28 protein-coding genes and 1 pseudogene are annotated in these 26,669 nt (G+C 73.2%); 23 read left to right on the forward strand and 6 right to left on the reverse strand.

Annotated features, from left to right (window positions below):
* The first annotated feature begins 199 nt into the window (after positions 1-199).
* From ACZ4V1_RS19355 to ACZ4V1_RS19400, 10 genes are all read left to right on the forward strand, one after another.
* Positions 200-1,213 (forward strand): hydroxyacid dehydrogenase, encoded by a 1,014-nt coding sequence (locus tag ACZ4V1_RS19355; protein ID WP_468337246.1) that lies wholly within the window; start codon positions 200-202, stop codon positions 1,211-1,213.
* Positions 1,214-1,352: 139 nt separating this feature from the next.
* Positions 1,353-2,450 carry a LacI family DNA-binding transcriptional regulator gene (locus ACZ4V1_RS19360; protein ID WP_468337249.1) on the forward strand — a complete coding sequence of 366 codons (1,098 nt, stop codon included), beginning with the start codon at positions 1,353-1,355 and terminating at the stop codon, positions 2,448-2,450.
* A 323-nt stretch (positions 2,451-2,773) separates the two neighbouring features.
* A complete protein-coding gene (locus ACZ4V1_RS19365; protein ID WP_468337252.1) occupies positions 2,774-4,114 on the forward strand; it encodes an ABC transporter substrate-binding protein in 1,341 nt (446 codons plus the stop codon).
* Between the two features lie 34 nt (positions 4,115-4,148).
* Complete coding sequence (locus ACZ4V1_RS19370) at positions 4,149-5,033, forward strand: carbohydrate ABC transporter permease (RefSeq protein WP_468337255.1); 885 nt, start codon at positions 4,149-4,151, stop codon at positions 5,031-5,033.
* Positions 5,033-5,956 carry a carbohydrate ABC transporter permease gene (locus tag ACZ4V1_RS19375; RefSeq protein WP_468337258.1) on the forward strand — a complete coding sequence of 308 codons (924 nt, stop codon included), beginning with the start codon at positions 5,033-5,035 and terminating at the stop codon, positions 5,954-5,956. The genes ACZ4V1_RS19370 and ACZ4V1_RS19375 overlap by 1 nt, the downstream gene beginning before the upstream one ends.
* Positions 5,957-6,138: 182 nt before the next feature.
* Complete coding sequence (locus ACZ4V1_RS19380; RefSeq protein WP_468337261.1) at positions 6,139-7,431, forward strand: LacI family DNA-binding transcriptional regulator; 1,293 nt, start codon at positions 6,139-6,141, stop codon at positions 7,429-7,431.
* A gap of 148 nt (positions 7,432-7,579) precedes the next feature.
* Positions 7,580-8,092, forward strand: a complete 513-nt coding sequence (locus ACZ4V1_RS19385; protein ID WP_468337264.1) for a hypothetical protein — start codon at positions 7,580-7,582, stop codon at positions 8,090-8,092.
* Positions 8,089-8,448, forward strand: coding sequence for a transcriptional regulator (locus ACZ4V1_RS19390; RefSeq protein WP_468337267.1), 360 nt, complete (start codon positions 8,089-8,091; stop codon positions 8,446-8,448). Before ACZ4V1_RS19385 ends, ACZ4V1_RS19390 begins: the two co-directional genes overlap by 4 nt.
* A 53-nt stretch (positions 8,449-8,501) precedes the next feature.
* Positions 8,502-9,395 (forward strand): ABC transporter ATP-binding protein, encoded by an 894-nt coding sequence (locus tag ACZ4V1_RS19395; protein WP_468337269.1) that lies wholly within the window; start codon positions 8,502-8,504, stop codon positions 9,393-9,395.
* An 11-nt stretch (positions 9,396-9,406) separates the two neighbouring features.
* Positions 9,407-10,261 (forward strand): ABC transporter permease, encoded by an 855-nt coding sequence (locus tag ACZ4V1_RS19400; protein WP_468337272.1) that lies wholly within the window; start codon positions 9,407-9,409, stop codon positions 10,259-10,261.
* A 9-nt stretch (positions 10,262-10,270) separates the two neighbouring features.
* Here the strand turns inward: ACZ4V1_RS19400 and ACZ4V1_RS19405 are convergent, their stop codons facing one another.
* The gene (locus ACZ4V1_RS19405; RefSeq protein ID WP_468337275.1) at positions 10,271-10,933 is read right to left on the reverse strand and encodes a ThuA domain-containing protein; all 663 of its coding nucleotides are present in this window, start codon (positions 10,931-10,933) and stop codon (positions 10,271-10,273) included.
* Positions 10,934-10,974: 41 nt separating this feature from the next.
* Complete coding sequence (locus ACZ4V1_RS19410) at positions 10,975-11,646, reverse strand: hypothetical protein (RefSeq protein ID WP_468337278.1); 672 nt, start codon at positions 11,644-11,646, stop codon at positions 10,975-10,977.
* 60 nt (positions 11,647-11,706) lie between these two features.
* Here ACZ4V1_RS19410 and ACZ4V1_RS19415 point away from each other — a divergent pair, with 60 nt between their 5' ends.
* Positions 11,707-12,336, forward strand: coding sequence for a VOC family protein (locus ACZ4V1_RS19415; protein ID WP_468337281.1), 630 nt, complete (start codon positions 11,707-11,709; stop codon positions 12,334-12,336).
* 27 nt (positions 12,337-12,363) lie between these two features.
* Here ACZ4V1_RS19415 and ACZ4V1_RS19420 read toward each other — a convergent pair whose 3' ends face one another.
* Positions 12,364-12,693, reverse strand: a complete 330-nt coding sequence (locus ACZ4V1_RS19420; RefSeq protein WP_468337284.1) for a hypothetical protein — start codon at positions 12,691-12,693, stop codon at positions 12,364-12,366.
* Between the two features lie 166 nt (positions 12,694-12,859).
* Here ACZ4V1_RS19420 and ACZ4V1_RS19425 point away from each other — a divergent pair, with 166 nt between their 5' ends.
* On the forward strand, positions 12,860-13,264 hold the full coding sequence (locus ACZ4V1_RS19425; protein ID WP_468337286.1) for a VOC family protein: 405 nt from the start codon (positions 12,860-12,862) through the stop codon (positions 13,262-13,264).
* Here ACZ4V1_RS19425 and ACZ4V1_RS19430 read toward each other — a convergent pair.
* Both ACZ4V1_RS19430 and ACZ4V1_RS19435 read right to left on the reverse strand, forming a co-directional pair.
* Positions 13,244-13,933, reverse strand: a complete 690-nt coding sequence (locus ACZ4V1_RS19430; protein WP_468337290.1) for a helix-turn-helix domain-containing protein — start codon at positions 13,931-13,933, stop codon at positions 13,244-13,246. The two genes, ACZ4V1_RS19425 and ACZ4V1_RS19430, sit on opposite strands and share 21 nt — an antisense overlap.
* A gap of 10 nt (positions 13,934-13,943) precedes the next feature.
* Positions 13,944-14,879 (reverse strand): AraC family transcriptional regulator, encoded by a 936-nt coding sequence (locus tag ACZ4V1_RS19435; RefSeq protein WP_468337293.1) that lies wholly within the window; start codon positions 14,877-14,879, stop codon positions 13,944-13,946.
* An 82-nt stretch (positions 14,880-14,961) separates the two neighbouring features.
* Between ACZ4V1_RS19435 and ACZ4V1_RS19440 the strand changes: the two genes are divergently transcribed.
* Positions 14,962-15,819 (forward strand): NmrA family NAD(P)-binding protein, encoded by an 858-nt coding sequence (locus tag ACZ4V1_RS19440; RefSeq protein WP_468337295.1) that lies wholly within the window; start codon positions 14,962-14,964, stop codon positions 15,817-15,819.
* 277 nt (positions 15,820-16,096) lie between these two features.
* On the opposite strand, the gene ACZ4V1_RS19445 is transcribed toward ACZ4V1_RS19440, so the two are convergent.
* Positions 16,097-17,230, reverse strand: a complete 1,134-nt coding sequence (locus tag ACZ4V1_RS19445; protein WP_468337298.1) for a YihY/virulence factor BrkB family protein — start codon at positions 17,228-17,230, stop codon at positions 16,097-16,099.
* A 99-nt stretch (positions 17,231-17,329) separates the two neighbouring features.
* Between ACZ4V1_RS19445 and ACZ4V1_RS19450 the strand changes: the two genes are divergently transcribed.
* The 10 genes and pseudogenes from ACZ4V1_RS19450 to ACZ4V1_RS19495 form a co-directional block, all read left to right on the forward strand.
* Positions 17,330-18,979: an acyl-CoA dehydrogenase family protein gene (locus ACZ4V1_RS19450; RefSeq protein ID WP_468337301.1), complete on the forward strand. Its 1,650-nt coding sequence runs from the start codon at positions 17,330-17,332 to the stop codon at positions 18,977-18,979.
* A gap of 256 nt (positions 18,980-19,235) precedes the next feature.
* Positions 19,236-20,525: a GAF domain-containing protein gene (locus ACZ4V1_RS19455; protein ID WP_468337304.1), complete on the forward strand. Its 1,290-nt coding sequence runs from the start codon at positions 19,236-19,238 to the stop codon at positions 20,523-20,525.
* A 399-nt stretch (positions 20,526-20,924) separates the two neighbouring features.
* Complete coding sequence (locus ACZ4V1_RS19460; RefSeq protein WP_468337306.1) at positions 20,925-22,232, forward strand: hypothetical protein; 1,308 nt, start codon at positions 20,925-20,927, stop codon at positions 22,230-22,232.
* Between the two features lie 144 nt (positions 22,233-22,376).
* Positions 22,377-22,949, forward strand: coding sequence for a GNAT family N-acetyltransferase (locus ACZ4V1_RS19465; protein WP_468337308.1), 573 nt, complete (start codon positions 22,377-22,379; stop codon positions 22,947-22,949).
* 124 nt (positions 22,950-23,073) lie between these two features.
* Complete coding sequence (locus tag ACZ4V1_RS19470) at positions 23,074-23,157, forward strand: putative leader peptide (RefSeq protein ID WP_310887545.1); 84 nt, start codon at positions 23,074-23,076, stop codon at positions 23,155-23,157.
* A 192-nt stretch (positions 23,158-23,349) separates the two neighbouring features.
* The gene (gene sirA, locus ACZ4V1_RS19475; RefSeq protein WP_468337311.1) at positions 23,350-25,047 is read left to right on the forward strand and encodes a sulfite reductase SirA; all 1,698 of its coding nucleotides are present in this window, start codon (positions 23,350-23,352) and stop codon (positions 25,045-25,047) included.
* Entirely contained in the window at positions 25,044-25,223 is a 180-nt protein-coding gene (locus ACZ4V1_RS19480) for a hypothetical protein (RefSeq protein ID WP_053138995.1), read from the forward strand. Before sirA ends, ACZ4V1_RS19480 begins: the two co-directional genes overlap by 4 nt.
* The gene (locus ACZ4V1_RS19485) at positions 25,220-25,930 is read left to right on the forward strand and encodes a phosphoadenylyl-sulfate reductase (RefSeq protein ID WP_468337314.1); all 711 of its coding nucleotides are present in this window, start codon (positions 25,220-25,222) and stop codon (positions 25,928-25,930) included. The genes ACZ4V1_RS19480 and ACZ4V1_RS19485 overlap by 4 nt, the downstream gene beginning before the upstream one ends.
* Positions 25,931-25,973: 43 nt before the next feature.
* Positions 25,974-26,510, forward strand: a complete 537-nt coding sequence (gene cysC / locus ACZ4V1_RS19490) for an adenylyl-sulfate kinase (protein WP_468337317.1) — start codon at positions 25,974-25,976, stop codon at positions 26,508-26,510.
* Positions 26,507-26,669: pseudogene (locus ACZ4V1_RS19495) on the forward strand (sulfate adenylyltransferase subunit CysD); the annotation flags it as partial. The gene cysC and the pseudogene ACZ4V1_RS19495, both read left to right, overlap by 4 nt.

Genomic DNA, 26,669 nt, shown 5'->3' on the forward strand with positions numbered 1-26,669 from the left:
GACTGGTGGGCCAGAGCTTGTGCCCGTCCGGCAAGTGCGTCAAGGGCCTGCGCGGACTTTCGAAAAGACCGAGCACCTCGTCGGCCACAACTCGGGTGATTGACCGGCCGATCCGGGCGGACCTACGGTAGAGGACGCGTAGAAGGCGCTTTCAGAAAATGTTTCCCAGCAGCGCTTCCGCCCTCGCCTCAGGAGAGCCATGCCCAGTCCCCACCCGCCGAGGACCGTGTTCGCGATGGACCCGGTGCACCTCCCCCTGCTCTTCCCGCCACCGCTCATGACCCGGCTGAGCAAGGCGGCCGACCTCGATCCCGCCGTCGTCGTCCGGGACTTCGCCGATCCGGCCGCGGCGGACACCCTGGCCCGCGCCGAGGTGCTGGTCACCGGCTGGGGCTGCCCCCGCCTGGACGCCGGACTCCTCGTCACGGCGCCCCGGCTGCGCACCGTGCTGCACGCCGCGGGCTCGGTCCGTTCCCTGGTCGGCGAGACGCTGTGGGAGCGCGGCATCACCGTCTCCAGCGCGGTGACCGCGAACGCCGTGCCGGTGGCGGAGTACACCCTCGCGATGATCCTGCTGGCGGGGAAGGACGCCTTCACCCACCGCGAGCGCTTCCGCGCCACGCACACCTATCCGTCCCCCGCCGAGACGGCCGGCACGGGCAACGTCGGCCGCCGGGTCGGCGTCATCGGCGCCTCCCGGGTGGGCCGCCGGCTCCTGGAGCTGCTGCGGCCGTTCGACTTCGAGGTGCTGCTCCACGACCCCTACGTGGGGCCCGCCGAGGCCGCCGTCCTGGGCGCCGAGCCGCTCCCCCTGGACGACCTGCTGCGGCACAGCGACATCGTCACGCTGCACGCCCCCGACATCCCCGAGACGTACCGCATGCTCGACCGTGACCGGCTCGCGCTCGTCCGGGACGGCGGCGTCCTGATCAACACCTCCCGGGGCGCCCTGGTCGACCCCGAGGCGCTCACCGACGAGCTGGTCTCGGGCCGGCTGCACGCGATCCTCGACGTCACCGAGCCGGAGCCGCTGCCCGCGGGTTCCGCGCTCTACCGGCTGCCCAACGTCGTCCTCACCCCGCACATCGCCGGTTCGCAGGGCAACGAGCTGGAGCGGCTCGGCCGGATCGTCGTCGAGGAGCTGGAGCGCCTGGTCGCGGGCCTGCCCCCACAGCACCGGGTGCGGCACTCGGACCTCGCGCGGGTCGCCTGATGCCCCGTGCCCTCACGTCCGGGAGCCCGGGAGCGACCATGGGATACGGTTTCCGCACCCGCACCCGCACCCGCACCCGCACCGGACGGGACCGGGCCCGGGGACGCGACCGGGCCATGACGACGAAGGAGTCGCAACGGTGAGTCAGCGCAAGGCGCTCAGTGAGGCGGGCCGGGCGACCATCCGCGACGTCGCGGAACGCGCGGGTGTCTCGGTGGCCAGCGTCTCCCGGGTGCTGTCCGGCAACTACCCGGTCTCGGACGAGCTGCGCCGCCGGGTGATGAAGGTCGTCCGGGACCTGGACTACGTCACCAACGCCCACGCCCGCTCCCTCGCCGGCGGCGGTACGCCGACGGTCGCCATCCTCATCAACAACATCACCGGCGCCGCCTTCGCCCACGTGGCCAAGGGCGTCGAGGGCGCCGCCACCCTGCGCGGCTGGCTCTCCCTGGTCGGCACGACCGGCGACGACCCCGAACGGGAGCTGGCGCTGGTCAACCTCATGCGGCAGCAGGGCGTGGCCGCGGTGGTACTGCTCGGCGGCGCCTACGACTACGACGAGTACCAGCTGCGGATGGCCCGTTTCGCCCGTTCCCTGGACGCGGCGGGCTCGCACCTGGTCCTGGTGGGCAGGCCCCCGCTGGAGGGCGACGTCCCGGCCACGACGGTCGACTACGACAACGAGGGCGGCGCCTACGCGATGGCGAGCCACCTCCTCTCGGCCGGCCACCGCGAGGTCCTGGTGCTGCCGGGGCCCGCCGAACTGACCACCGCGCAGGGCAGGCTGCGGGGCGCCCGGCGGGCCTTCGAGGCCTACGGGGTGCCGTTCGGGGCGGGGACGGTCCGGCACGGGCCGTACGACTACGAGCACGGGTACCGGGCCGTCGCGGACAGCCTGCGCGACGGGCAGGCGTTCACGGCGGTGCTGGCCGGCACCGACGTGGTCGCCGCCGGTGCGGCGCAGGCGCTGCGCGCGGCGGGCCTGCGGGTGCCCGAGGACGTGTCGATCGTGGGGTACGACGACATTCCGCTGGCCTCCCAGCTGACCCCGCAACTGACCACCGTGCACGTGCCGTACGAGGAGATGGGCCGGGTCGCGCTGCGTGCCGTGGCCGACCGGCGCGAGGCCGGCGCGGGTCGGCGCCGCGGCGGCGAGGGCGAGCACCTGGTGCTGGGCACCCATGTCGTCGTACGCAACTCGGTGCTGCCTCCGGTCCCGCAGGGACGACGCGCGTAGCGCGCTGTTACGTAACCGTTTTCCGCAACTAGTCGCCGCGCACCTCTTGCGGTACGCGACCCGTCGGCCTAACGTCCCAGCAACCGCTTACTACAGCTTCTGCTTGGCCGATCGCTGCGACCAAGCCGACCAAGCCGATCACGCCGATCACCTGCATACGCGCGGCGACGCTTCCGGCCGCCGCCCCCTGCCCGGCCGGCCCGTCGAGCCGCCCCCTCCCTCGTTCCGCACCCGTTCCCCACCCGTTCCGAGAGCCGTCCTCGGCACGGCCCCGGACCCCCGGGGCCGTGCCGAGGACGCCGATTCCGAAGGATCACGGTCAGATGAAGTTCACCACCCCCCGGAGAAGGTTCGCCTCCGCCGCCGTCGCGGGTATCGCGCTGACGGGTCTGCTCGCCGCCTGCGGCGGCTCGGACTCGGAAGACGACGGGGCCTCCGGCGCCTCCGGCCCGGTCACCCTCCCCTTCTGGGGCTGGGCGAACGGCCAGGAGGCCGTCGTGAAGGCGTTCAACGCCTCACACAAGGACGTCCAGCTGAAGTACACGAAGGTCACCGACCAACTGACCATGCAGAAGCAGCTGACCAACGCGGTCAAGGCGGGCAACGCACCCTGCCTGGTGCAGAACACCGCCGAGTACGTCACCAGTTGGGTCTCGCAGGGCGCACTGGCCGACATCACCCAGTACGTCGAGGGCGAGAAGGAGAGGTTCAACCCCGGTTCGTGGGTGAGTGCGCAGGTGCAGGGCAAGCTCTACGGCGTTCCCACCAGCTCCTCGCCCAACTTCACGATCTACCGCACCGACATCTTCGACAAGTACGGCATCGCACCCCCGGCGACCTGGGACGACTTCATCGCGGCGGGCAAGGAGCTGAAGAAGCACGGCATCGAGATCACCAACTTCGCCGGCGAGGACCCCAGCACCCTGGAGGTGCTCGCCATGCAGGCCGGGGCCCATTGGTACGCCATCGACGGCGGCTCCTGGAAGGTCGACTTCCAGGACGAGGGCACCCTGAAGGCCGCGAAGGTGATCCAGGAGATCATCGACAACGACCTCAACTCCACGATGTCCTTCGCCGACTACGCGGCCGTGCAGCGCAACTACGACGACGGCGGCACCGCGACCCGGCAGATCTCCACCTGGCAGATGGCCGGCATGGTGCAGAACTTCTCCAAGTCCTTCGGCAAGTGGGCCCTCTCCCCCTGGCCCGCCTTCCGGGGCGAGGCGCCCAGGACGCCCGCGGGCACCAACCTGACCGGCAGCGTCACCCTGGTGACCAAGGAGTGCGAGCACCCGGAGCAGGCCGCCGAGGCGGCGCTGTGGATGTCCACCGACCCGGGCGCGGTCAGGACGATGGCCAGCCCGGAGACCGGCAACGGCGTCATGCCGGCGCTGGCCGACAGTGACGCGTACGTGGGCGAGTCGATGTCCCAGAAGCTGCTGGGCCCGAACTACGAGCCCGCGCGGAAGGTCGTCACGGACAGCCTGGACACCGTCACCACCGACTGGACCTTCGGACCGAACTGGACCGCGATGTTCACCGAGTTGCAGGCCGGCTGGGCCAAGGTGGTCAGCAAGGAGCAGAAGGTCACCGATCTGCTGGCGCACATGCAGAAGTGGACGGTCGACGACCTGAAGTCCCGCGGCATCAGCGTCAAGGGCTGAGACGTCCAGGGCTAGAGACTGAGGGCACCCACTGATGATTCGCTCCCTGCGCTGGAAGGGTGCCGCCTTCACGGTCCCCTTCCAGCTCGGCTTCGCCTTCCTGTACCTGCTGCCGATCGGCTACGCCGTCCACCAGTCGCTGTTCGTGGAACAGCAGTCCGGCCTCGGACTCGGGGGCTCGACGACCGAGTTCGCCGGGCTCGACAACTACACGCGGGGTCTGACCGACTCGGCGTTCATGACCTCCATCCTGCGGGTGGTGCTGTTCGCCTGCGTCCAGATCCCGGTGATGCTGCTCGTCAGCCTGGTGCTGGCGCTGTTCCTGGACGCGCTCACCTCGCGGGTGGCCGGCCGGTTCCGGATCCTGCTGCTGGTGCCGTACATGATCCCCGGGGTGGTCGCGGCCATCGTGTGGGTCAACCTGTACAGCCCCGACGTCGGCCCGCTGACGCCGATCGGCGACCTGTTCGGCCTCGACTGGAACTTCTTCGCACCGTCGATGGTGTGGCCGTCCATCGGCAACCTGCTGACCTGGCACGGCATCGGCTACAACATGGTGATCATCTACTCGGCACTCCAGGGCGTCCCCCGCGACCTGTTCGAGGCGGCCCGGCTGGACGGCGCCTCCGAGATCCGCATCGCACGCAGCGTCAAGATCCCGTACGTGCGCGGGGCGCTGGTCCTGACCGGTCTGCTGTCGATCATCCAGATGCTGCAGCTCTTCAACGAGCCCGCGCTCTTCCGCAACGTCACCCCGCAGACGGTCAGCGGCAGCTTCACCCCGATCATGATCATCTACAACCAGGCGTTCAACGCCGGGAACTACCACTACGCCGCCGCCCTGTCGGTGCTGCTCGCCCTGATCCTCGGCGTGGCCTCCTTCCTCTTCTACCGGTTCACCTCGAAGGAGGCCGACTGATGGTGCTGACCGACGACCGCAAGGGCACTGCGGAGCGGCCGGCCGGCCGCGGCGTGCGGCGCCTGACCCGACCGGACCCGGCCTCCCGCGGACGGGGCGGGCAGCGCTTCCTGCTCCTCGGGCTGGTCATGGCGAGTGTCTACAGCCTGTTCCCGGTGTGGTGGCTGCTGGTCGCCGCGACCAAGGACCGGACGGGGCTGTACCAGAGCAACGGGCTGTGGTTCTCCGGGATGCACCTGTGGGACAACCTGCAGCAGCTGTTCACCTACGAGGACGGCATCTTCCTGCGCTGGACGGCCAACTCGCTGCTGTACGCGGGCGCCGGCTCGCTCGGCGGCACGCTGATCGCCCTGGCCACGGGATACGGCCTGGCCCGGTTCGACTTCCCGGGCCGCAATGCGGTGTTCGCGTGCGTGGTGGGCTCGTTCCTGATCCCGATCGCCCTGCTCACGCTCCCGCTGTACCTGCTGTTCTCGGCCATCGGCATGGTCGACACCCCGTGGGCGATGCTGGTCCCCTGCCTGATCAATCCGTTCAGTGTCTACCTGGCCAAGGTGTACACCGAGGCGACGGTCCCCTTCGAGCTGCTGGAGGCGGCCCGCATCGACGGCGCCGGTGAGCTGCGGATCTTCTTCAGCATCGTGCTGCGGATGATGACCACGGGCGGCGCGACGGTGTTCCTGCTGGCCTTCGTCAACACCTGGAACGCCTTCTTCCTGCCGCTGACCGTGCTGCGCGGCGAGGAGAACTGGACACTCAACCTGGGCCTGTACAACTGGTCGGGCAAGCGCCTGGAGTCGGGCGTCGACCTGACGAGCCTGGTGCTGACCGGCGCACTGCTGTCCATCGTCCCGATGGCGGTCATGATGGTGGCGATGCGTCGCTACTGGCGCAGCGGGGTCACGCTGGGAGCCCTCAAGTGAGCGCCGGGGGCCGTGCGGTCACGGTGCTGCGCAATCCGGTGCTCCGCGGCTTCGCACGGGACCCGTCGCTGGTGCGATCGTCCCTCTCGTTTCCCCGGTCTTCCCGCCGTGTCGCGGCGTACCTAAGATAGGAAGCGCTTTCTATCGCCGGGCCCCGGGCGGGCCGGAGAGGTGGTTGACCGATGGGCCGTACGGCGAGTGCGAGCACGTCGGCCGGGCCGACGCTGGCGGTGGTGGCCCGGGAGGCGGGGGTCTCGGTGCCGACCGCGTCCAAGGTGGTCAACGGGCGTGAGGACGTGGCCCCCGAGACCCGTCGCCGCGTCGCGGAGGCCCTGGACCGGCTCGGCTATGTGCGCAGAGCCCGCTTCGACACCACGCGGGCACCCCGGCTGGTCGACCTCGTCGTGCACTCCCTGGAGAGTTCCTGGTCGGGGGCGGTGCTGCACGGGGTGGAGGAGGCGGCGTACGACGCGGGGCTGGAGGTGGTGGTCTCGGCGGGCCAGAACCGGTCGAGGTCCCGGTCCCGGTCCCGGTCCGGGACCGGGACCGGGGTGGGGCCCGAGTCCGGGGTCGGGTCCGAGGCCGGGGCGGGGGTCGGGACCGAGGCCGGGGCGGGGGTCGAGGCCGGGGTCGAGTCCGAGGCCGGGGCGGGGGTCGGGGCCGGGGCGGGGGTCGGGGCCGGGGCGGGGGTCGAGGCCGGGACCGCGTCCGCGTCCGCGTCCAGGTCCAGGTCCGGGGTCCAGAAGGAAGCGCGGCTGGAGCGGGACTGGCTGGACAAGCTCGTCGTGCGCGGTTCGTCCGGCGTCCTGCTCAGCCTGGCCGAGCTGACCGCCGCCCAGTACACCCGGCTGGAGCGGCACCACATCCCCTTCGTGGTGATCGACCCTGCGGTGGAGCCGCCCCCGGACGTGGTGTCCGTGAGCGCGGCGAACCGGCAGGGCGGGGTGACGGCGACCGAGCACCTGCTGCGCCTCGGGCACGAACGGATCGCCGTCGTCGCCGGCCTGCGACGCAGGCCGGGCAGCGGCGCGCGGGAGGCGGGCTACCGTTCCGCCCTCGCCTCGGCGGGCGTACGCCATCGCCCCGAGTACGTCCGCCACGCCGGTTTCGACCGGGCCACGGCCCGCCGCCGCATGCGGGACCTGCTGGACCTGCCGGTGCCGCCGACGGCCGTCTTCGTCTGCTCGGACGTGATGGCTCTCGGCGTGTACGAGGCCCTGGCCGAGCGGGGGCTGACGGTGCCGCGGGACATGAGCGTGGTCGGCTTCGACGACCTGCCCGAGGCCCGCTGGGTCACCCCGGCCCTGACGACGGTCCGCCAGCCCCTGTCCGAGATGGCGGCCACCGCGCTGCGCCTGCTGCTGCGCATGATGGACGGCGACCGCCCGGAGAGCACCCGCACGGAACTCCCGACCCGCCTGGTGGAACGCGCGAGCACGGCGCCGCCGCGCACCGCCCGGGGCCGCAGCCGGTGACGGCGGCCGTGGTTCCGACTCCCGCGGCGACCGCCGCTGCGGTTCCCGCGTTCCGCGGTCCGGAGCCCTGAGAGGCGCCCCGACTTGCCTTCCGGGAAAGTCGAGGATAACTTTCCTGATTGGAAAGTAAGTGCCGTCACGGGAGGCGATGGTCGTGAGCTCACCGGTGGACGCCGAACAGGCATGGCGGGACCTGCAGCGCATCCGTGTACCGCAGGAGCGGGTGTACGACGAGTTCGAGCGGTCCGCGTCCGGCGGCCCCGGCGCCACCTACGCCACGGCCGCGATCATGTGGCTCTTCCTGGCCGGCCTGGGGCTGGACCTGCCCCGGTGGGGCGTCTGGCTGTTCCTCGCCGTGTACGTGGCGCTGCTGAGCGGTCTGGCCGTGCTGTACAACCGCGGGAGCCGGATGCGACTGCACCGCTCCCGCTGCAACTGGCGGCTGCTCGCGTCGTTCGTGGCCGGGGCGGTGGTGACCGGCGGGACCGTCCTGCTGTCCGGCCGCCTGGTCGAGTCGCTGGAGCCGATGACCGCCAGTCTCGTCCAGGCCACCGTCTCGGCGGCCGTGTTCATCGTGTTCGTCGGGCCGACGACCCGCTGGGCGGCCGGCTCGTTGCGCGACAGCGCCGAACCGGCGGTCCGCGAGGGAGCGGGCCGATGAGCGTCCCCACCGGCTTCGACGAACTGATCCACCCCGCCACCCGGCTGTCCGTGGTCTCGCTGCTCGCCGCCACCGAATGGGCGGACTTCGCGTTCATCCGCGACAGCCTCTCGCTCAGCGACTCCGCGCTCTCCAAACAGCTCCACACCCTGGAGGAGGCCGGATACCTGGAGATCCGCAAAGAGGGCGGCGGCCGCAAGCGGCGCACGAGAGTACGGCTGACGGAGCGCGGCCGCACCGCCTTCGAGGGGCACGTGGCGGCGCTCCGGGCGATCGTCGAGGGCGCCGGGAAGACGGCGGAAACCGGGGCGGCACCCGGGCAGTACCAGCACTCGGAGGCAGAGGCAGCACGATGACGCGACCCGAAGACGCATCCGCCCAACCCGTGATCCGGGCACACGGTCTGACCATGGCGTACGGCGCCGTCGACGTCCTGCACGGCATCGATCTGGACGTCCACCGCGGCGAGGTCTTCGCCCTGCTCGGGCCCAACGGCGCCGGGAAGACCACCACCGTCGAGATCCTGGAGGGCTTCCGGCAGCGCTCCGCCGGGGAGGTCCGGGTCCTCGGTGCGGACCCGGAGCGGGGCGACGACGCCTGGCGCGGGCGCATCGGTCTGGTTTTGCAGGCCTGGCGCGACCACCCGCGCTGGCGGGTCGCCGAGCTTGTGACGCACTTCGCGACGTACTACCCCGACCCCCGCGACCCGGCCGGACTGCTGGCCCTGGTGGGCCTCACCGGCCAGGCGGACCAGCAGGTGAACCGGCTGTCCGGCGGCCAGCGCCGACGGCTGGACGTCGCGCTCGGCATCGTCGGCCGCCCCGAACTCCTCTTCCTGGACGAGCCGACCACCGGCTTCGACCCCGAGGCGCGGCGCGAGTTCCACCTCCTGGTCGAACGGCTGGCCCGCGACGAAGGCGTCACCGTCCTGCTCACCACCCACGACCTGGTCGAGGCCGAGCGGCTCGCCGACCGGATCGCGATGCTGGTCGGCGGCCGGATCCGGGCCTGCGGCACCCCCGCGGAGCTGGCCCGTCGGGCCGCTGCCCAAGCCGAGGTCCGCTGGACGGCCGACGACGGGACGTCCCGTCGCGAACGCACCTCGGACCCCTCGCAACTGGTCTGGGAACTTCACCGGGACGCGAACGGCCCGATCGCCGGCCTGGAGGTCCGCCGCCCGACGCTGGAGGACACCTATCTGCACATGGTGCACCGGGTGGCGGACCGCACGGACGAGGGCACGGACGAGGGCGCGGACGAGGGCGCGGACCGGGTCGTCGGCGCGGAGGCACAGGCCGCATGAGGGGAACACACATGACGACGAACCGCCTGCGTGCCGGAATACAGCGCGGCGGCATCGAGCTGCGGCACCTCCTGCGCAACCCCAAGGAGATGTCCGGGCATCTGAGCAACGTGGTCGTCGCACTGCTGATCGCCGCCTACATCGGCGACGACGTGCCCGGCACCCAGACCCCCATGGCCCACCTGGTGCTCGCGGGCTTCGCCGCCTATCTGCTGTTCCAGATCGGGCTGATCAACCTCCCGCAGATCCTCGTGACCGAGCGGGAGGAGGGCGCGTTGCTGCGGCTGCGGGCGACGCCCGGCGGGATACCGGCCTACCTCGTCGCCAAGTGCCTGCTGGTGGTCGTCGTGGCGGCCGGCACCCTGGCCCTGCTCCTGGCGGCCGCCGCGCTGCTGGTGGACGGGCCACTGCCACACGGGCCGGGCGACTGGCTGACGTTGCTGTGGGTCACCACGCTCGGGCTGCTCGCCGTCGTACCGCTGGGCGCGGCCATCGGCGCCGTGCTGCCCAACCCGCGCGAGGCGCTGGCGTTGATCATGCTGCCCACGATGGCGCTGCTGCTCACCTCGGGAGCGGTGTTCCCGATCACCTCGCTGCCGGTCCCGGTCCAGCAGGTGGCCTCCGTCTTCCCGCTCAAGTGGATGGCGCAGGGCCTGCGTTCGGCGCTGCTGCCGGACTCCGCACAGGCCGCCGAGGCGGCGGGTTCCTGGGAGCTGCCCATGGTCGCCCTGGTCCTGGCCGCCTGGGCCGTCCTCGGCTTCCTCCTCGCGGTCCCGCTCCTGCGCCGCGCCGCCCGCCGCGAGTCCGGCTCCCGCCTGACGGCACGCCAGAGCAGGGCAGCCCAGAGCGGGGCGGTGTCCGCGTAGGCGGGCTCGTCACTCGCGCGAGGAGCCGGCGGCGCGTGCCGCCCAGGCGATGCCGCCCCGCAGATGGGCGCGGAAGTGCGGGTCGGTGTAGGCGTCGGCGGCGTGGCCGAGGGCCGTGTAGAAGACGCGGCCGGCACCCTGGTCGCGGCACCAGGCCAGTGGGTGGTCGTCGCCCATGCCGCCGCCCTCGTACGACGACTCGTCGGCGCGGGCGAGGACGCGGACCGCACCGCGCGGGTTGGTGCGGAAGTCGTACCACTCGTCCGTGAACTCCCAGACGGCGGGCAAGTCCCGGGTCGCCGGATGGTCGTGGTCCTCGACGAGCACCCGGCCCGGCTGGCAGGCGGGATGGCGGTCGAAACGGGCGCCGAGCAGTTCGCCGTAGTACGGCCAGCCGTCCTCGGTGCAGGCCGCCGCGTGCACGCCGACGAACCCCCCGCCCGCCTCGACGTACGCGGCGAGCCGGGCACGCCCGGCCGGGGTGAGCACCTCGCCGCTGGTGGAGAGGAAGACGACGGCGGCGTACGGGTCGAGGGGCCGCTCCAGGACCGCCGGGTCCTCCGTGTGATCGGCCTCGAACTCCGCCGTCGTCGCGACGGCTTCGACCGCGTCCGGGATGGAGTCGTGGCGGTAGGCCGTGGTGCGCGTGTAGAGGAGCAGTCGGGGGGCCATGCCGCCGAGCCTAGTTCGCCGGGCCGGGCGGTGGGGCGGGGTCAGCCGCCCATGTCCACGCTGTTGTCGGGTGCTCCGTCGCCGAACGGGGGCAGGTCGCCGCGCTCCACCGGTGTGCTGGGCGCCGGTTCGGCGGAGGGCAGGAGGCGCGCGGTTTCGGCGGCGTCGGGGCGGTGGGCGGCCTGGGCGGCCTCGCGCAGGACCTCACGCGGTACGGCGTCCGTCTCACCGGAGACGCGCACCACGTGGCCCTCCTCGGGAACGGCGTACTCGTGGCGGCCGGCGCCGGTGCGGTACCAGGCGTCGCCGTCGCGCTCGCAGGTCGTGCGCTCGCCGGACATGTCGCCGACGGGCTGCTCGGGGCAGGTGGCGGCCGTGATCGAGCCCCGGTCGACGGCGAGGCGCAGTTGGGCACCGGCCCCGCCGGAGACCCAGGTGGCGGAGAAGCCGTCGTCGCCGAGGACGCCGACGGACTGCTGGGCGAGGGTGAAACCGGGGGCCTCGGTGACGTAGACAAGCTCGGGCGCGATGCCCAGCGCCTGCGCGCGGGCGTCGAGTTCCCCCTGGCCGGCCGCCTCGGCGGCCTCGGCGGCCTCGGCGGCACTCGCGGAGGAGCCGACCGCGGGGTCGGCGTCCGCCTTCTCGGAGCCGCATGCGGTGAGCAGCAGCGGGGCCAGCAGCAGCACCGGCAGGACGCGCGTGGGACGAATCATGCGGCCATCCTGCCGCACAGGCGTTCCACGGCCGGGCCGGGCCGCCTACGCTCGGCCGCGATGAACGCCCTTCCCGCCCTGCTGGACCACCTGGTCCTGGCGACCCCCGATCTCGCGGCCACCGTCGCCGACTTCACCCGGCGCACCGGTGTCGCCCCCGCGCCCGGCGGCGCGCACCGCGGCCTGGGCACCCGCAACCCCCTCGTGGGACTGGGCGGCACCGGCTACCTGGAGGTCATCGGCCCGGACCCGGACCGGTCCCCGCCCGACGGCCCGCGCCCCTTGTGGCTCGAGCGGCTCACCGCCCCGCGGTTCGTGTCCTGGGCGATCCGCCCGCCCGACCTGGACGCGGCGGTGGCGGCGGCCCGGGCACGCGGTCACGACCCCGGCACGGTACAGCCGATGAGCCGCCGCCGGCCCGACGGTGCGCTCCTGGAGTGGCGCCTGACCGACGGCGCCCACCCTTCCGGCCTGGTGCCCTTCCTCATCGACTGGGGCTCCACGCCGCATCCCTCGGCGGGCCTGCCCGTCACTCCCCTGCTGGCCCTCACCGCGACCGCCCCCGACCCGGCAGTGATCCGCCCGCTGCTGTCCGCACTCGGCACCGCGCTCCCGCTCACCGCCGGCCCGACGGGCCTGTGCTGCACGGTGGACACACCGCGGGGCCCGGTGTCGTTCGGCCCGCCGTGAGGGGGGAGCGACGGCAGGGCCCTCGGGTCAGGGGCGGTGCGCCGCGGCGTCCTTCGTCAGCTGGACGGCCGAGACCAGGCTGAGGCCGGGTGCCGCCTCGCGGAGGACCTTGACGGCTTGCACGGAGTCGGCGGGGCCCTGGTAACCGGCCACGGCGAAGCGTTCGTGGACCCAGCGGGCGCGCAGCTCCGCGTCGGAGGCCGCGGCGGCCTGCTCGACCAGGGCGGCCGCGTGCTCCAGACCGGGCCGCTGCTCGGGCGTCGCCTCGGCGAGCGCCTGGCGGATGCCGTGGGCGATGACGTCCGCGTCGCGCAGGACGAGGACGTTGAGTTCCGGTTGTCTGCCGCGTCCGAACATGGAGCCATGATCATTGCCGAGGCCTGTGCGGTTCAAGTGACTTGAGGGGCTTCTGAGGCACGCACCACCTCGACACCCGTCCCGTGCCCCTCCCCGCCCCGCGCCCGCTTCCCGCGTGTCCGATTCCTTCAAGACCGGCCCCGCACGCCCTGCCTACGGTGGCCCCATGACCGCACGATTCAACGCCATCAGTCTCATCGTCTCCGACATGGCCGCCTCCGTGGCCTTCTACCGCCGGCTCGGCTTCGCGTTCCCCGAGGACGCCGCGGGCGGGCCGCACGCCGAGGCCGAACTGCCGGGCGGGATCCGGCTGCTGCTCGACACCGAGGAGTCCGTCCGTTCCTTCATGCCCGGGTGGCAGCCGCCGGCCGGTGGCGGGCGGCACTCGCTCGCCCTGCTGTGCGACACGCCGGCCGAGGTCGACGCGCTCTACGAGGAGCTGACCGGCGCCGGCTGCCACGGCGAGCGCAAGCCCTGGGACGCCGTCTGGGGTCAGCGGTACGCGGTCCTGGGCGACCCGGACGGCCACGGCGTCGACCTGTTCGCGCCGCTATCCGCGCCGGCCCAGTAGCTCCCCGGGCGTCGCGCCCGCCAACTCCCGTACGTCTCTCGCCAGATGGGCCTGGTCCGCGTAACCGGACCGGACGGCCGTCTCGGCGAGGGGCGTACCGGCGCGGGCCAAGGCGAGGGCGCGCTGCAAGCGCAGTACCCGGGCCAGTGTCTTGGGACCGTAGCCGAAGGCGGCCAGCGAGCGACGGTGCAGCCGGCGGGCGCCCACGCCGAGGGCGTCGGCGGTGGCGGCGACCGGGCGGCCCGCGTCGAGGGCGGTCACGATCCGGCGCAGCAGCGGGTCGGCGGGTTCGGTGTCGGCCGCCCGGGACAGCGCCGCCTCCTCCAGGCCGCTCGCCGGGTCGGGGGCCGCGTGCACCCGCGCGGCCAGGCGCCGCACCCGGTCGGCCGGCCAGAGGTCGGTGAGGTCGACGCGCCGGTCGCGCAGTTCGTGGGCGGGGACGCCGAGGAGGGCGGGCGCGGTGCCGGGGTAGAAGCGGACGCCCGCCCAGGGGCCGGGGGCGCCGTCGGTGACGTGGGCACGGGTGTCGGGGCCCGCGACCAGCAGGCGGCCGTCGTACCAGAGCAGGTCCATGCAGCCGTCGGGCAGGACACGTCCCGTGCCGGGCGCGGTCGGGGTGTGGGTCCACACCACCGCGCCGGTCAGCCGGGAGGCCCGTTCCGCGTACACGCGTGCCAGGCTACGCCGCCGGTGTGCGGTACTCCTGCGGGCTGACGCCGTACACCCGTTTGAAGGCCGTGGAGAGGGCGAACGCGCTGCCGTAGCCGACCTGGCGGGCGATCGCGCCGAGCGTGTCCCCGGTGTCGCGCAGCCGGTCGGCGGCGACCGCGAGGCGCCAGCCGGTGAGGTACGCCATCGGGGGCTCACCCACGAGGCCGGTGAAGCGCCGGGCGAGCGCGGCGCGGGAGACCCCGGTCTCGGCGGCGAGGGCGGCCACCGTCCAGGGGTGCGCCGGATCGTCCTGGAGCAGCCGCAGCGCCCGGCCGACGACCGGGTCGCCCAGGGCCAGGTACCAGGCGGGCGGCTCGGCCCGCGGGCCGGCGAACCAGGCCCGCAGCGCGGCGATGACCAGCAGGTCGAGGAGCCGGTCCAGGACGACTTCCTGGCCGGGTTCGTCCCGCGTGACCTCCGTCGTCAGCAGGGGCGTGAGCGGGCAGTCCCACTGATCGGAGGTGAGGGACAGCAGCGGCGGCAGGGCGTCCAGCAGCCGGCCGCCGATCTCGCCCCGCACCAGGTAGGTGCCGATGAGCAGGACCGCCTCGCCGTCGGTCCGGTCGCCCCAGGTGCGCACTCCGAGGTCCATCGAGCCGTTGAGCGGGCGCCCGTCGGGGTAGCTGCACGCGCCGCCCGGCAGGATCACCGCCTGCGGCGCGGTGCCGGGGTCGTCGGCGCAGGTGTACGGATCGGGGCCGCGCGCGATGGCGAGGTCGCCGGCCCGCAGCCGCAGCCGCTCCCCCGTGTCCGGGACGATCCAGGCGTCGCCGCGGGCCATCAGCATCACCGTGAGCGGCGCGCGGTCCTCGACGCGCACGGCCCACGGCGGGTCGAAACAGGCGCGGATCATGAACGCGCCACGGGCCCGGGGGCCCTCCAGCAGACCGGCGAGTGCGTCCATGGCGGCACAGCGTAGACGCACGCGTATGCCCGCGAGCCGTTCGGCGATGGGAACGCGCGGCGCCCGGCAGTTGACTGGAGCCATGACGGAGACGAGTGCACACGGGGACATGGCGGTCGTGGTGACGGGAGCGTCCGGTCGCACCGGGCGGCGGGTGGCCGAGGCGGCGCGGGCGGCCGGGCTGACGGTGCGGGCGGCGTCCCGGGCGACCGGCTTCGACTGGCGGGACCGGTCGACCTGGGCGGACGTCCTGCGCGGCGCCGACGCGGCCTGCCTGGCCTACCCGACCGACGTCGGCGCCCCCGACGCGGCCGGGGCGGTCGGGGCGCTGGCGCGGGAGGCGGCCGGGCTCGGCGTACGGCGGCTGGTGCTGCTGTCGGCGCGGGGCGAGGAGCAGGCGCGGCCCACCGAGGAGGCGCTGGCCGGGGCGGGCGCGGACTGGACGGTCGTGCGGGCCGCGTGGTTCGCGCAGAACTTCAGCGAGGGGCCGCTGGTGGAGGAGCTGCGGCAGCGCGGGGAACTGGTCTTCCCGGCCGGTGACGCGGCCCGGGAGCCGTTCGTGGACCTGCGGGACGTCGCGGACGTGGTGGTGGCGGCGCTGACGTCCGGCGACCGGTACGCCGGGCGGGTGCTGGAGGTGTCGGGGCCCCGGCTGCTGACCTTCGGGGAGGCGGTCGCCGAGATCGCGAAGGAGACGGGCCGCCCGCTGACGTACCGGGCCGTGACGCCGCACGAGTACGGGGAGAACCTGGCCGGGTTCGGGGTGCCCGAGGAGGAGGTCGCGTTCCTGGTGGAGTTGTTCGGCACCCTGCTGGACGGCCGCAACGCCCATCCGTCGGACGGTGTGCGGCAGGTCCTGGGCCGGGCGCCGAGGGACTTCGGGGACTTCGTCCGGGAGACCGCGGCGGCGGGGACGTGGGAGGCGGCGCCCCTGCCGTAGCGCCCCGCCGGGGCGGCGGTGCCCGCGGGGTGCACACGCCGTACCCCGCGGCCCCTCTCCGCGGCCCCTTACGAGGGGCGCCCGTCGCACCGGCCGCCTCCGGGGAGAGCAGGCGGGCCACACCGCCGAGAACGCACGGGTGCCGGGCTCTCGGCACCGGCCGAGGGGCGAGGTCTCCCGTCAAGACGGGTCCGGCACATCGCACCGTCGCGTGCCCGAGACCGCAGGGCCCGCCCTTCCGGCCGGACGGCGGCGACGGAGCCGGGCCGGGCCGGATCTACGAGGCCTCGGGCTTGTTGTGGTTCGCGGGCGGCGTGTTCTTCACGTGGGTGCGCAGGCGGGACGTGACGTCCTCCGGGGGCAGGAAGCGGGACCAGCGTTCCGGGAACTCGGAGGGCATGTCGGGGTCCGCCTCGCCGTTCGCCGCGGCGCGGGCCACGTACTCGGCGACCTGGGCCTGGCGCAGCCGCTCGTTGGCCTCGCGGGCCGCGGCGGTGGCGGCGGCCGGCCAGACCCGGTCGATGGCCGCGTTGACCGCGGCGCCGACGAGCACCGCGAACGCGGACACCCCGATCCACAGCAGCACGGCGACGGGCGCGGCGAGCGAGCCGTAGATGGTGGGCCCCTCGACGGTGTTGGTGAGGTAGATGCGCAGCAGGAAGCTGCCGAGCACCCACATGGCGAGGGCGACCAGCGCGCCGGGCACGTCCTCGATCCACGGGGAGCGCACGGGCACGGAGACGTGGTACAGCGTGGTCAGGAAGGCGATGGACAGGATGATGACGACCGGCCAGTACAGCACCTGGACGACCGTCGTCGACCACGGCACGATCCGCACCACGGCGTCCGGACCGGCCACCATCAGCGGCAGCGCGATCGACCCGATCAGCAGGGCGACGAGGAAGAGCAGGAAGGCCATCAGGCGGGTCTTGACGATCCCCCGGACGCCGTCGAGGCCGTACATCACGGTGATGGTGTCGATGAAGACGTTCACCGCGCGGGAGCCCGACCACAGGGCGAACAGGAAGCCGAGGGAGATGACGTCGGGCCGGCCGCCCTTCATCACGTCGTCCAGGATCGGCTCGGTGATCTGCTTGACGCCCTGCTCGGAGAGCACCGCGCGGGAGGCGTCCAGGATGCTGGTGCGCAGGCTCTCCGTGGTGTCGGCGCCGATCCACAGGTCGACGTAGCCGAGCAGGCCGATGACGCTCAGCAGCAGGGGCGGCACCGACAGCAGCGTGAAGAACGCGGCCTCGGCGGCCAGGCCGAGGATGCGGTACTCCATGCACGAGTTGACCGTGTCCTTGAGCAGCAGCCAGGCGGTCCTGCGTTTGGAGACGTTCCGGTACAGGACCCGGGCGCGATGGAGCCGGCCGGAGGGCCGTTCGGGGGATTCACTTGCTGGCTGCACGACCTAAAGGTATCCGTCGCGGGGGGTCGCACTCATCCGCGGACACCCACCGACCGGTGCCGGCTCTCCGCAGGTCCCCGGCACGGTAGGTTCACGGTCATGGCAGGCAGTACCCACACCGTGACGAATCAGGCGCCGCCGCTGGCCGGCTACGACGTCTTCACCGCCGACCGGGCCCTGACGGCCGCGGTCGAGCGGCATCTGGCACCCGAGCTGCTCGACGAGGCCCTGGAGGAGCTGTCGGGGCTCGGCCGCGGCTGCGGGTCGGTCCAGACCCAGGAGTGGGGGGCGCAGGCCAACGAGAACCCGCCGGTGCTGCGCACCCACGACCGCTACGGCCACCGCGTCGACGAGGTCGGCTTCCACCCGGCCTGGCACCGGCTGCTGGGCAAGGGAGTGTCGGCGGGCCTGACCGCGGCCTGGTCCCGGCCGGGCGGACATGTGCGGCGCGCGGCCGGGTTCCTCATGTGGACGCAGGTCGAGGCCGGCAACTGCTGCCCGCTGTCGATGACCCACGCGGCGGTGCCGGCCCTGCGCGCGGACCCGGACCTCGCCGCCGAGTGGGAGCCGCGGCTGACCTCACGGGTGTACGACCGGGAGCTGCGGCCGGCGCGTCTGAAGGCCGGGGCCCTGTTCGGCATGGGCATGACGGAGAAGCAGGGTGGCAGCGATGTACGGGCGAACACCACGTCGGCGCGCCCGCTGGCCGAGGACGGCACGTACGAGCTGACCGGGCACAAGTGGTTCTGCTCGGCGCCGATGTCGGACGGCTTCCTGGTCCTGGCCCAGGCCCCCGGAGGGCTGACCTGCTTCCTGGTGCCGCGCGTACTGGCCGACGGCTCCCGCAACGTGTTCCTGATCCAGCGGCTCAAGGACAAACTGGGCAACCGGTCCAACGCCTCGGCCGAGGTCGAGTTCGCCGGGACGTGGGCGCGCCGGGTGGGCGAGGAGGGCCGCGGGGTGCGCACCGTCATCGGCATGGTGGCGGCGACCCGGCTGGACTGCGTACTGGGGTCGGCGGGCCTGATGCGGCAGGCCGTCGCGCAGGCGGCGCACCACTGCGCGTACCGGGAGGCCTTCGGCGCGAAGCTGGTCGACCAGCCGCTGATGCGCAACGTCCTCGCGGATCTCGCGATCGAGTCGGAGGCGGCCACCACGCTCGGGCTGCGGCTGGCGGCGGCCCAGGACGCCGCCGACGGCGGCGACGAGCGGGAGCGGGCCCTGCTGCGGATCGCGGTGCCGGTGGCGAAGTACTGGGTGACCAAGCGGTGTGCGCCGGTGGCGGTGGAGGCCGCCGAGTGCCTGGGCGGCAACGGGTACGTCGAGGAGTCGGGGATGCCCCGGCTGGTGCGCGAGTCGCCGCTGAACTCGATCTGGGAGGGCGCCGGCAACGTGCAGGCGCTGGACGTGCTGCGGGCGCTCGGGCGGGAGCCGCTCGCGCTGGACGCGTATCTGACGGAGGTGGGCCTGGCGCGCGGCGCCGATCACCGGCTGGACGCGGCGATCAGGGGCCTGCTGACGGAGCTGGCCGATCTGGCATCCGCCGAGGGGCGGGCGCGGCGGCTGGCGGAGCGGCTGGCGCTGGTGCTCCAGGGTTCGCTGCTGGTCCGGTACGCGCCGCCGGAGGTCGCCGACGCGTTCTGCGCCGCACGGCTGGGCGGTGACGGGGGTGCGGCCTTCGGCACGCTGCCGCCCACGCTGGACCTGGCGTCCGTGGTGGAGCGGGCCCGGCCGGTGCCGGCGGCCTGATCCGCCGGGTGGCGCGGGGGTGGTGCTGCGCCGACACGGCACCACCCCCGCCACACAGGCCCGTTCAGGCCGTGTCCGCCGCTCGGGGCGACGTGGTTCAAGTTTGGACACCGAAACGACCGTCCACCAGGGTTGCAGGGGGTTGCAACTTGCTGCGGGCTGTGCGCGGACTGTGTCCTCGTGTCCCGGGCAAACGCTCGTTATCAGACGAACATCCCATCAACCGAGCATCCGGCTTACGGGAGGACGGGGACCAGTGGCTGTCTCGCCGATGGACGTGACGCGGTTCGCCGCTGTCGACACGGCGCGTGCGGCGCGCATGCTCGAAGAGGTCCGTTCCGCGAGGCTGTCGGGCGGACGGGCCCCGGTGGCGCCGCGTCCGGTGATCGAGCAGTCCTGGGAGCGGATGCTGCGCAGCGGTGTCGATCCCGAGCACGACTTCCGTTCCGGGCTGCTGACCCCGGAGGAGGTACGGCGGCGGCGGGAAGCGTCGGAGCTGCGGCATGTGCTGCCGGTGCTGCGGGAGGGGCTGCTGTCGGTCGCGGACGTCGCGCACCACATCATGGTGGTCGCCGACGACGAGGGCCGGGTGCTGTGGCGGGAGGGCAGCGCGCCGGTGCTGCGCAAGGCCGACTGTCTCGGCTTCGAACTCGGGGCGGACTGGCGGGAGGAGGTGGTCGGCACCAACGGCGTGGGCACTCCGGCGGTCACCCGGCGGCCCGTACAGGTCTTCGCCTCCGAGCACTTCGTACGGTCCCAGGCGACCTGGACCTGCGCCGGGGCGCCCATCACCGACCCGCGCAGCGGCCGGCTGCTCGGCGTGGTCGACGTGAGCGGGCCGCTGGAGACGATGCACCCGGCGACGCTCGCCTGGGTCGACTCGGTGGCCAAGCTCGCCGAGGCCCGGCTGCGTGAGCTGCACGTGCTGTCGCTGGAGCGGCTGCGCGCGGTTGCCGCCCCGCTGCTGGCCCGGTTGGGCGGGCGGGCCCTGGTGACGGACCGGGAGGGCTGGACGGCGGCGGTGACGGGGATGCCGTACGTGGACCGGGTGGCGCTGCCCAAGTCCCCGGCCGTGGGGCCGAGGTGGCTGCCGGCGCTCGGGGCGTGCACCATGGAGCCGCTGGGCGAGGGCTGGTTGGTGCGGGCGGCCGGGGATCCGGTGCCGCAGAGCGCCACCCGGATCGTGCTGGACCTCGGGCAGCCGCGCCGCTGGTCGGTCCGGGTGCTGGGCGGCGCGCAGGTGTGGGCCCGGGAACTGAGCCCCCGGCACGCCGAGTTGCTGTACCTGCTGGCCGTCCACCGCGCCGGCCGCAGCGCGGCGGGGCTGGCCGAGGACGTGTTCGGCGACCCGGCCCGCAGGGTGACGGTACGGGCCGAGATGTCGCGGGTGCGGAGATACCTCGGGGCGTATCTGGAGCACCGGCCGTATCGATTCTGCGAAGACGCGGAGGTCGAGGTGGTCCTTCCGGACGACCCACGCGACCTGCTCCCCCAGTCGACGGCACCGGCGGTGACGGAGCGCCGGGCGTCCCTGCCGGCGTCCTGACGACGGGGCGGCCCTTCGGACGACGGGGCGGCCCTTCAGGGGTGCGGGCCGCGGGGCCGCGTTCGACGTGCGGCTCCGGCGCGTGGGCGCGAACAGCCACGCGCCACCGCACGCCCCACCGCCCTCCGCTTCCCCGCCTGCCCCTGCCCCCGTCTGCCCCGTCCCTGCCCCGTCTGCCCCTGCCCCGCCTGTTCCTGTCCCCTGTCCCCTGTCCCGCCCGGCCTGTCCCGCCCGAGCCGTCCGGGATGACCGGAAAGACGGTTCGTTTTCGCATATTTGCAGCGTCCGCCTCCGCGGAGCCGTCCGTCTGTCGTAGCATCCTCTACGGACCGCCCCATCCGCTCCTCGGTCAACGTGGCCACCGGCGAGCCCAGTTGGACCGGTTTCCGTGGAGGTTGTATGAAGCAGCGCGGCAGGCACCGCCGGCGCAGGCGGGGCAGGGCGCTGCGCGCGGCCCTGACCGGGGCCGCCCTCGCCCTGACGGGTGCCGCCACGCTGATCAGCGCCTCGCAGGCCACGGTCGCCGACGACCCCGGCGCCCTCAAGCCCCTCACCTCGGCCGCCGAGACCGACGCGCTGCGGCTGACGGAGCACCGCGTGCCGCGGCCATGGCTCGACCGGCTCTCCGATTCGATGGGCGAGCCGGTGGGCGTCGACACCGTCCTCGACTCCGCCGACCACGCGCTGCGCGACGCCGCCGACTGCACGGCCGGGGACCGGGAGGCCCTGCCCGTCTTCCCCGCGGCCACCCGCGCCTACTGCTGGGAGGAGGGCGACACCGAGGGCTGGCGGCCCGGCGCGGTCACCACCTCCGGCGACGCCGACGAGGACGGACGCTGGGGCGCCCACCGCGTCGTCCTGTCCGCCTGGTCCCGCGACGACGGGACGCCCGACGGCCGTCTCGCCCGGATCTCCTTCGTCGACGCCGACGATCCCGACCACCTGAGCTACGCCTCGGCGCTCCTCGCCGTCCCGGTCGACGGCGGCCACGACTACCGGGGGCTCGCCTCCCCCGTCACCGGCGTGGTCTGGTATCAGGACAAGCTGCTGGTCACCACCGGCGCCGGGGACCGCGACGCGCTCTACGTGTACGACGTGGAGCGGGTCCAGCGCGCCACCACCGACGCGGACGCCGTCGGGCGGGTGCCCGGGGGCTGGGCGGCCGGCGGCCAGCCTTACGTGCTGCCCGCCGTGGCCTCGTACGGGCTCTCCGACGCGGCGGACGCCGCACGCCCCGGCACGATCTCCCTGGACCGGGGTACGGTCCCCGACAGCCTGGTGGCGAGCGAGTGGGTGCCCGCCGACGGCGACCGCCCCACCCGGCTGTGGCGCTACGCGTTCGACACGGACCCGGCCCGCGCCGGGCTGCCGGCCGCCGACACCTCCGGAGGGGTCGACGCGGTGGAGGCGTACGAGACCGGGGCGGCCGAGGTCGGGGGCGTGCTGTCGTACCGCCCGGCCGGCGCGGCACGCCCGGACTGGTACCTGGGACGTGCGGCCGGCGGACGCGACGGGCGCGGGACCCTGTGGCGCCAGGACACGGAGGGCGCCCGGGCCACGGAGTGCGGGGCGGACCGCTCGCAGCGGTGCTGGAGCGGGCCGGCGGGCTCCCTGTCGTACTCGGCGCGGACCGGCGAGGTCTGGTCGCAGTCGGGCCGCATGCTGTTCGCGCTCCCGCTCACCTCGATCGAGGACGCGCTCGGCTGACGGGCGCTCGGCTGACGGGCGCCGGGCCCCCGCACGGCCCTCCCCCGGGCCGTGCGGGGGCCTGGACAGGGTGGGGCCGGACGAGGTGGGGCCGGGACGAGGTGGGATCGACAGATCCGCGGACCGGATGATTCCCTGACCGGCATGACCAACATCGCCGTGACCACCTGGTCCCTGGAGCAGACGGCGCCCACCGATCTGCTGCCGGCCGACGCGCCGGAGGGGGACGTCCGGATCGTCCGCGCCGAGGTGCCCTCCCCCGAGTTCAGCCGCTTCCTGTACGCCTCGGTCGGCGGCGACATCCGCTGGACGGACCGGCTGGAGTGGGACTACGCGCGGTGGCGGGAGCACCTGGAGCGGCCCGGCGTGGAGACCTGGGTCGCCTACGACCACGGCACGCCCGCCGGGTACGTGGAGCTGACGCCCGGGGACGACGGGGTCGTGGAGATCGAGTACTTCGGTCTGATCCCGGCCTTCCGGGGCCGGCGCATCGGCGGCCACCTGCTCTCGTGCGGCGCCGCCCGCGCCTGGGACCTGGCCGACCGGTGGCCGGGGCTCGCCACGACCAAGCGGGTGTGGCTGCACACGTGCAGCAAGGACGGCGAGTACGCGATGGACAACTACCAGCGCCGCGGCTTCCGGCTGTTCGACACCAAGGTCGAGGAGGAGGCGGAGGTGGCCGCCCCGGGGCCCTGGCCCGGGGCGTTCTCCGCCTGACCGGCCGCCCTCCGCCCGGGTCGCCCTGTGATCCACGACACCCTTGTCTCGTCGTACGAGACAAGGGTGTCCGCATATTGGACGAAGCTGGACTGTGTCCAGATCGCCGTGCCAGGCTTCCGCCATGCCTGGAACTGGAATTGCCTTGGTGAGTCGGCGGCACGTCGACCTCGGCCGCATGTCCAGCGCCATCTGTCCGGCCCGCTGAGAGCGCCCTCCAGCACCTCCGGATTCCCCGCGTTCGCCTGATTCCCGCGCAATGACGCGCACGTATGCCTCACGTAGGCCGTGCGCCCGTGCGCGCAGGTCAGAGCCGCCCTCCCGTCACCCGACCGCCACTCCTCACCGACGGCGCTCCGCGCCGGCCCAATCCATCGCTGTCCCGAAGGACGTGTCAACCATGGCCGCCACGCCGCCGAATCCCGCTGCCGCGACCCCCCGCCGCAAGGTGAGCCGTCACCGCGGCGAGGGTCAGTGGGCTATGGGTCACTTCACTCCGCTCAACGGCAACGAGCAGACCAAGAAGGACGACGACGGTCTCAACGTACGGACACGTATTGAGACGATCTACTCCAAGCGGGGTTTCGACTCGATCGACCCCGGTGACCTGCGCGGACGGATGCGCTGGTGGGGGCTGTACACCCAGCGCAAGCAGGGCATCGACGGCGGAAAGACGGCCGTCCTGGAGCCGGAGGAGCTGGACGACAGCTACTTCATGCTGCGCGTCCGCGTCGACGGCGGCGCGCTGACCACCGCGCAGCTGCGCGTCGTCGGCGAGATCTCGCAGGAGTTCGCGCGCGGCACGGCCGACATCACCGACCGGCAGAACGTCCAGTACCACTGGATCCGGATCGAGGACGTGCCCGAGATCTGGAACCGGCTCGAGGCCGTCGGCCTGTCCACGGTCACCGCCTGCGGCGACACGCCCCGCGTGATGATCGGCTCCCCGGTCGCGGGCATCGCCGAGGACGAGATCATCGACGGCACGCCGGCACTGGAGGAGATGAAGCGCCGGGTCCTGAACAACCCGGCGTACTCGAACCTGCCCCGCAAGTTCAAGACCGCGATCTCCGGGTCGCCGGTGCTGGACGTGGTGCACGAGATCAACGACGTGGCGTTCGTCGGCGTCGAGCACCCCGAGCACGGGCCGGGCTTCGACCTGTGGGTCGGCGGCGGCCTGTCCACCAACCCCAAGCTGGGCGTGCGCCTCGGCGCCTGGGTGCCGATCGAGGACGTCCCCGACGTCTACGAGGGCGTCATCTCCATCTTCCGCGACTACGGCTACCGGCGGCTGCGCAACCGCGCCCGCCTGAAGTTCCTGGTCGCCGACTGGGGCGCGGAGAAGTTCCGCCAGGTGCTGGAGGACGAGTACCTGAAGCGGCAGCTGACCGACGGCCCGGCGCCGGCCGACCCGACCAGCCGCTGGCGCGACCACATCGGCGTGCACCGGCAGAAGGACGGCCGCTTCTACGTCGGCTTCGCCCCGCGCGTCGGCCGCGTCGACGGCACGGTCCTGACCAAGATCGCCGACCTGGCGGAGTCGCACGGCTCGGGCCGCGTGCGCACCACGGTCGAGCAGAAGATGATCATCCTGGACGTCGAGGAGGGGCAGGTCGACTCCCTCGTCGAGTCACTGGAGGCGCTGGACCTCACCGCCCGGCCCTCCACCTTCCGGCGCGGCACCATGGCCTGCACCGGCATCGAGTTCTGCAAGCTCGCCATCGTCGAGACCAAGGCGCGCGGCGCCTCGCTGATCGACGAGCTGGAGCGCCGCCTCCCGGAGTTCGACGAGCCCCTCACCATCAACCTCAACGGCTGCCCCAACGCCTGCGCCCGCATCCAGACCGCGGACATCGGTCTCAAGGGCCAGCTGGTCCTGAACGACCGGGGCGAGCAGGTCGAGGGCTACCAGGTGCACCTGGGCGGCGCGCTCGGCCTGGAGCCGGGCTTCGGCCGCAAGGTGCGCGGTCTGAAGGTCACGGCCGAGGAACTGCCGGACTACGTGGAGCGCGTCCTGACGCGCTACCAGGCCGAGCGCGAGGACGGCGAGCGCTTCGCCACCTGGGCGGCCCGCGCCTCCGAGGAGGCCCTGTCGTGAGCGAGCGTGCCGCGCCCTTCTACTGCCCCTACTGCGGCGACGAGGACCTGCGTCCCCACGAGGAAGGTCACGGCGCCTGGGAATGCGGGGCGTGCAACCGCGCATTCCAGTTGAAGTTCCTCGGGCTGCTCGCCCGGGGCCTTCAGCCCAACTCCACGGGAGGGGAACCGATATGACCGCGGTTCGGGAAGAGCGTACGACCGACGAGCTCAAGACCCTCGCCGAGCGGGCGGGGCGCGAGCTGGAGGACGCCTCCGCGCTGGAGATCCTCCAGTGGGCGGCCGGCACCTTCGGCAACCGCTTCTGCGTGACCTCCTCGATGGAGGACGCGGTCGTCGCCCACCTCGCCTCCCGCGCCCTGCCCGGTGTGGACGTGGTGTTCCTCGACACCGGCTACCACTTCCCGGAGACCATCGGCACCCGGGACGCGGTGGAGGCCGTGATGGACGTGAACGTCATCACGCTCACGCCCGGCCAGACGGTCGCCGAGCAGGACGCCGAGTACGGCCCGAGGCTGCACGACCGCGACCCCGACCTGTGCTGCGCGCTGCGCAAGGTCAAGCCGCTGGAGGAGGGCCTGAGGGGCTACCAGGCCTGGGCGACCGGCCTGCGCCGCGACGAGTCCGAGACCAGGGCGAACACCCCGGTGGTCGGCTGGGACGAGAAGCGCCGCAAGGTGAAGATCTCTCCCATCGCGAAGTGGTCACAGGAAGACGTGCAAACGTACGTCGACGAGCACGGTGTCCTCACCAACCCGCTGCTGATGGACGGCTATGCCTCCGTGGGCTGCGCGCCCTGCACCCGCCGTGTGCTGGAGGGCGAGGACGCCCGCGCCGGTCGCTGGGCGGGCCGCTCCAAGACCGAGTGCGGACTGCACGGCTGACATGACGACGACCACCGGACCATCGAGATCCAGGGAGAACCACGTGACGACCGGAGCCACCGTCTGGCTCACGGGCCTGCCCAGCGCCGGCAAGACCACCATCGCCCACGAACTGGCCGGCAGGCTCCGCGAGCAGGGCCGACGCGTCGAGCTCCTCGACGGCGACGAGATCCGCGAGTTCCTCTCGGCGGGCCTCGGGTTCAGCCGCGAGGACCGGCACACCAACGTGCAGCGCATCGGCTTCGTCGCCGAACTGCTCGCCCGCAACGGCGTCACGGCGCTGGTCCCGGTGATCGCCCCGTACGCGGACAGCCGGGACGCCGTCCGCAAGCGGCACGAGGCGAACGGCACGGCCTACGTGGAGGTGCACGTGGCCACGCCGGTCGAGGTGTGCTCGGTGCGCGACGTGAAGGGCCTGTACGCCAAGCAGGCCGCGGGTGAACTGACCGGGCTCACCGGGGTCGACGACCCGTACGAGGAGCCCGTCGCGCCCGACCTGCGCATCGAGTCGCAGGACCAGACCGTCCAGGAGTCCGCCGCGGCGGTCCACGCCCTGCTCACCGAAAGGGGACTGGCATGACGACGTCCGTGGCCACAGTGGCGGAGGGTACGGACAGCCCGTACGCCCTCTCCCACCTCGACGCCCTCGAGTCCGAGGCGGTGCACATCTTCCGGGAGGTGGCGGGCGAGTTCGAGCGGCCGGTGATCCTCTTCTCCGGCGGCAAGGACTCGATCCTGA

It is taken from the genome of Streptomyces sp. NPDC028991 (assembly GCF_055564775.1).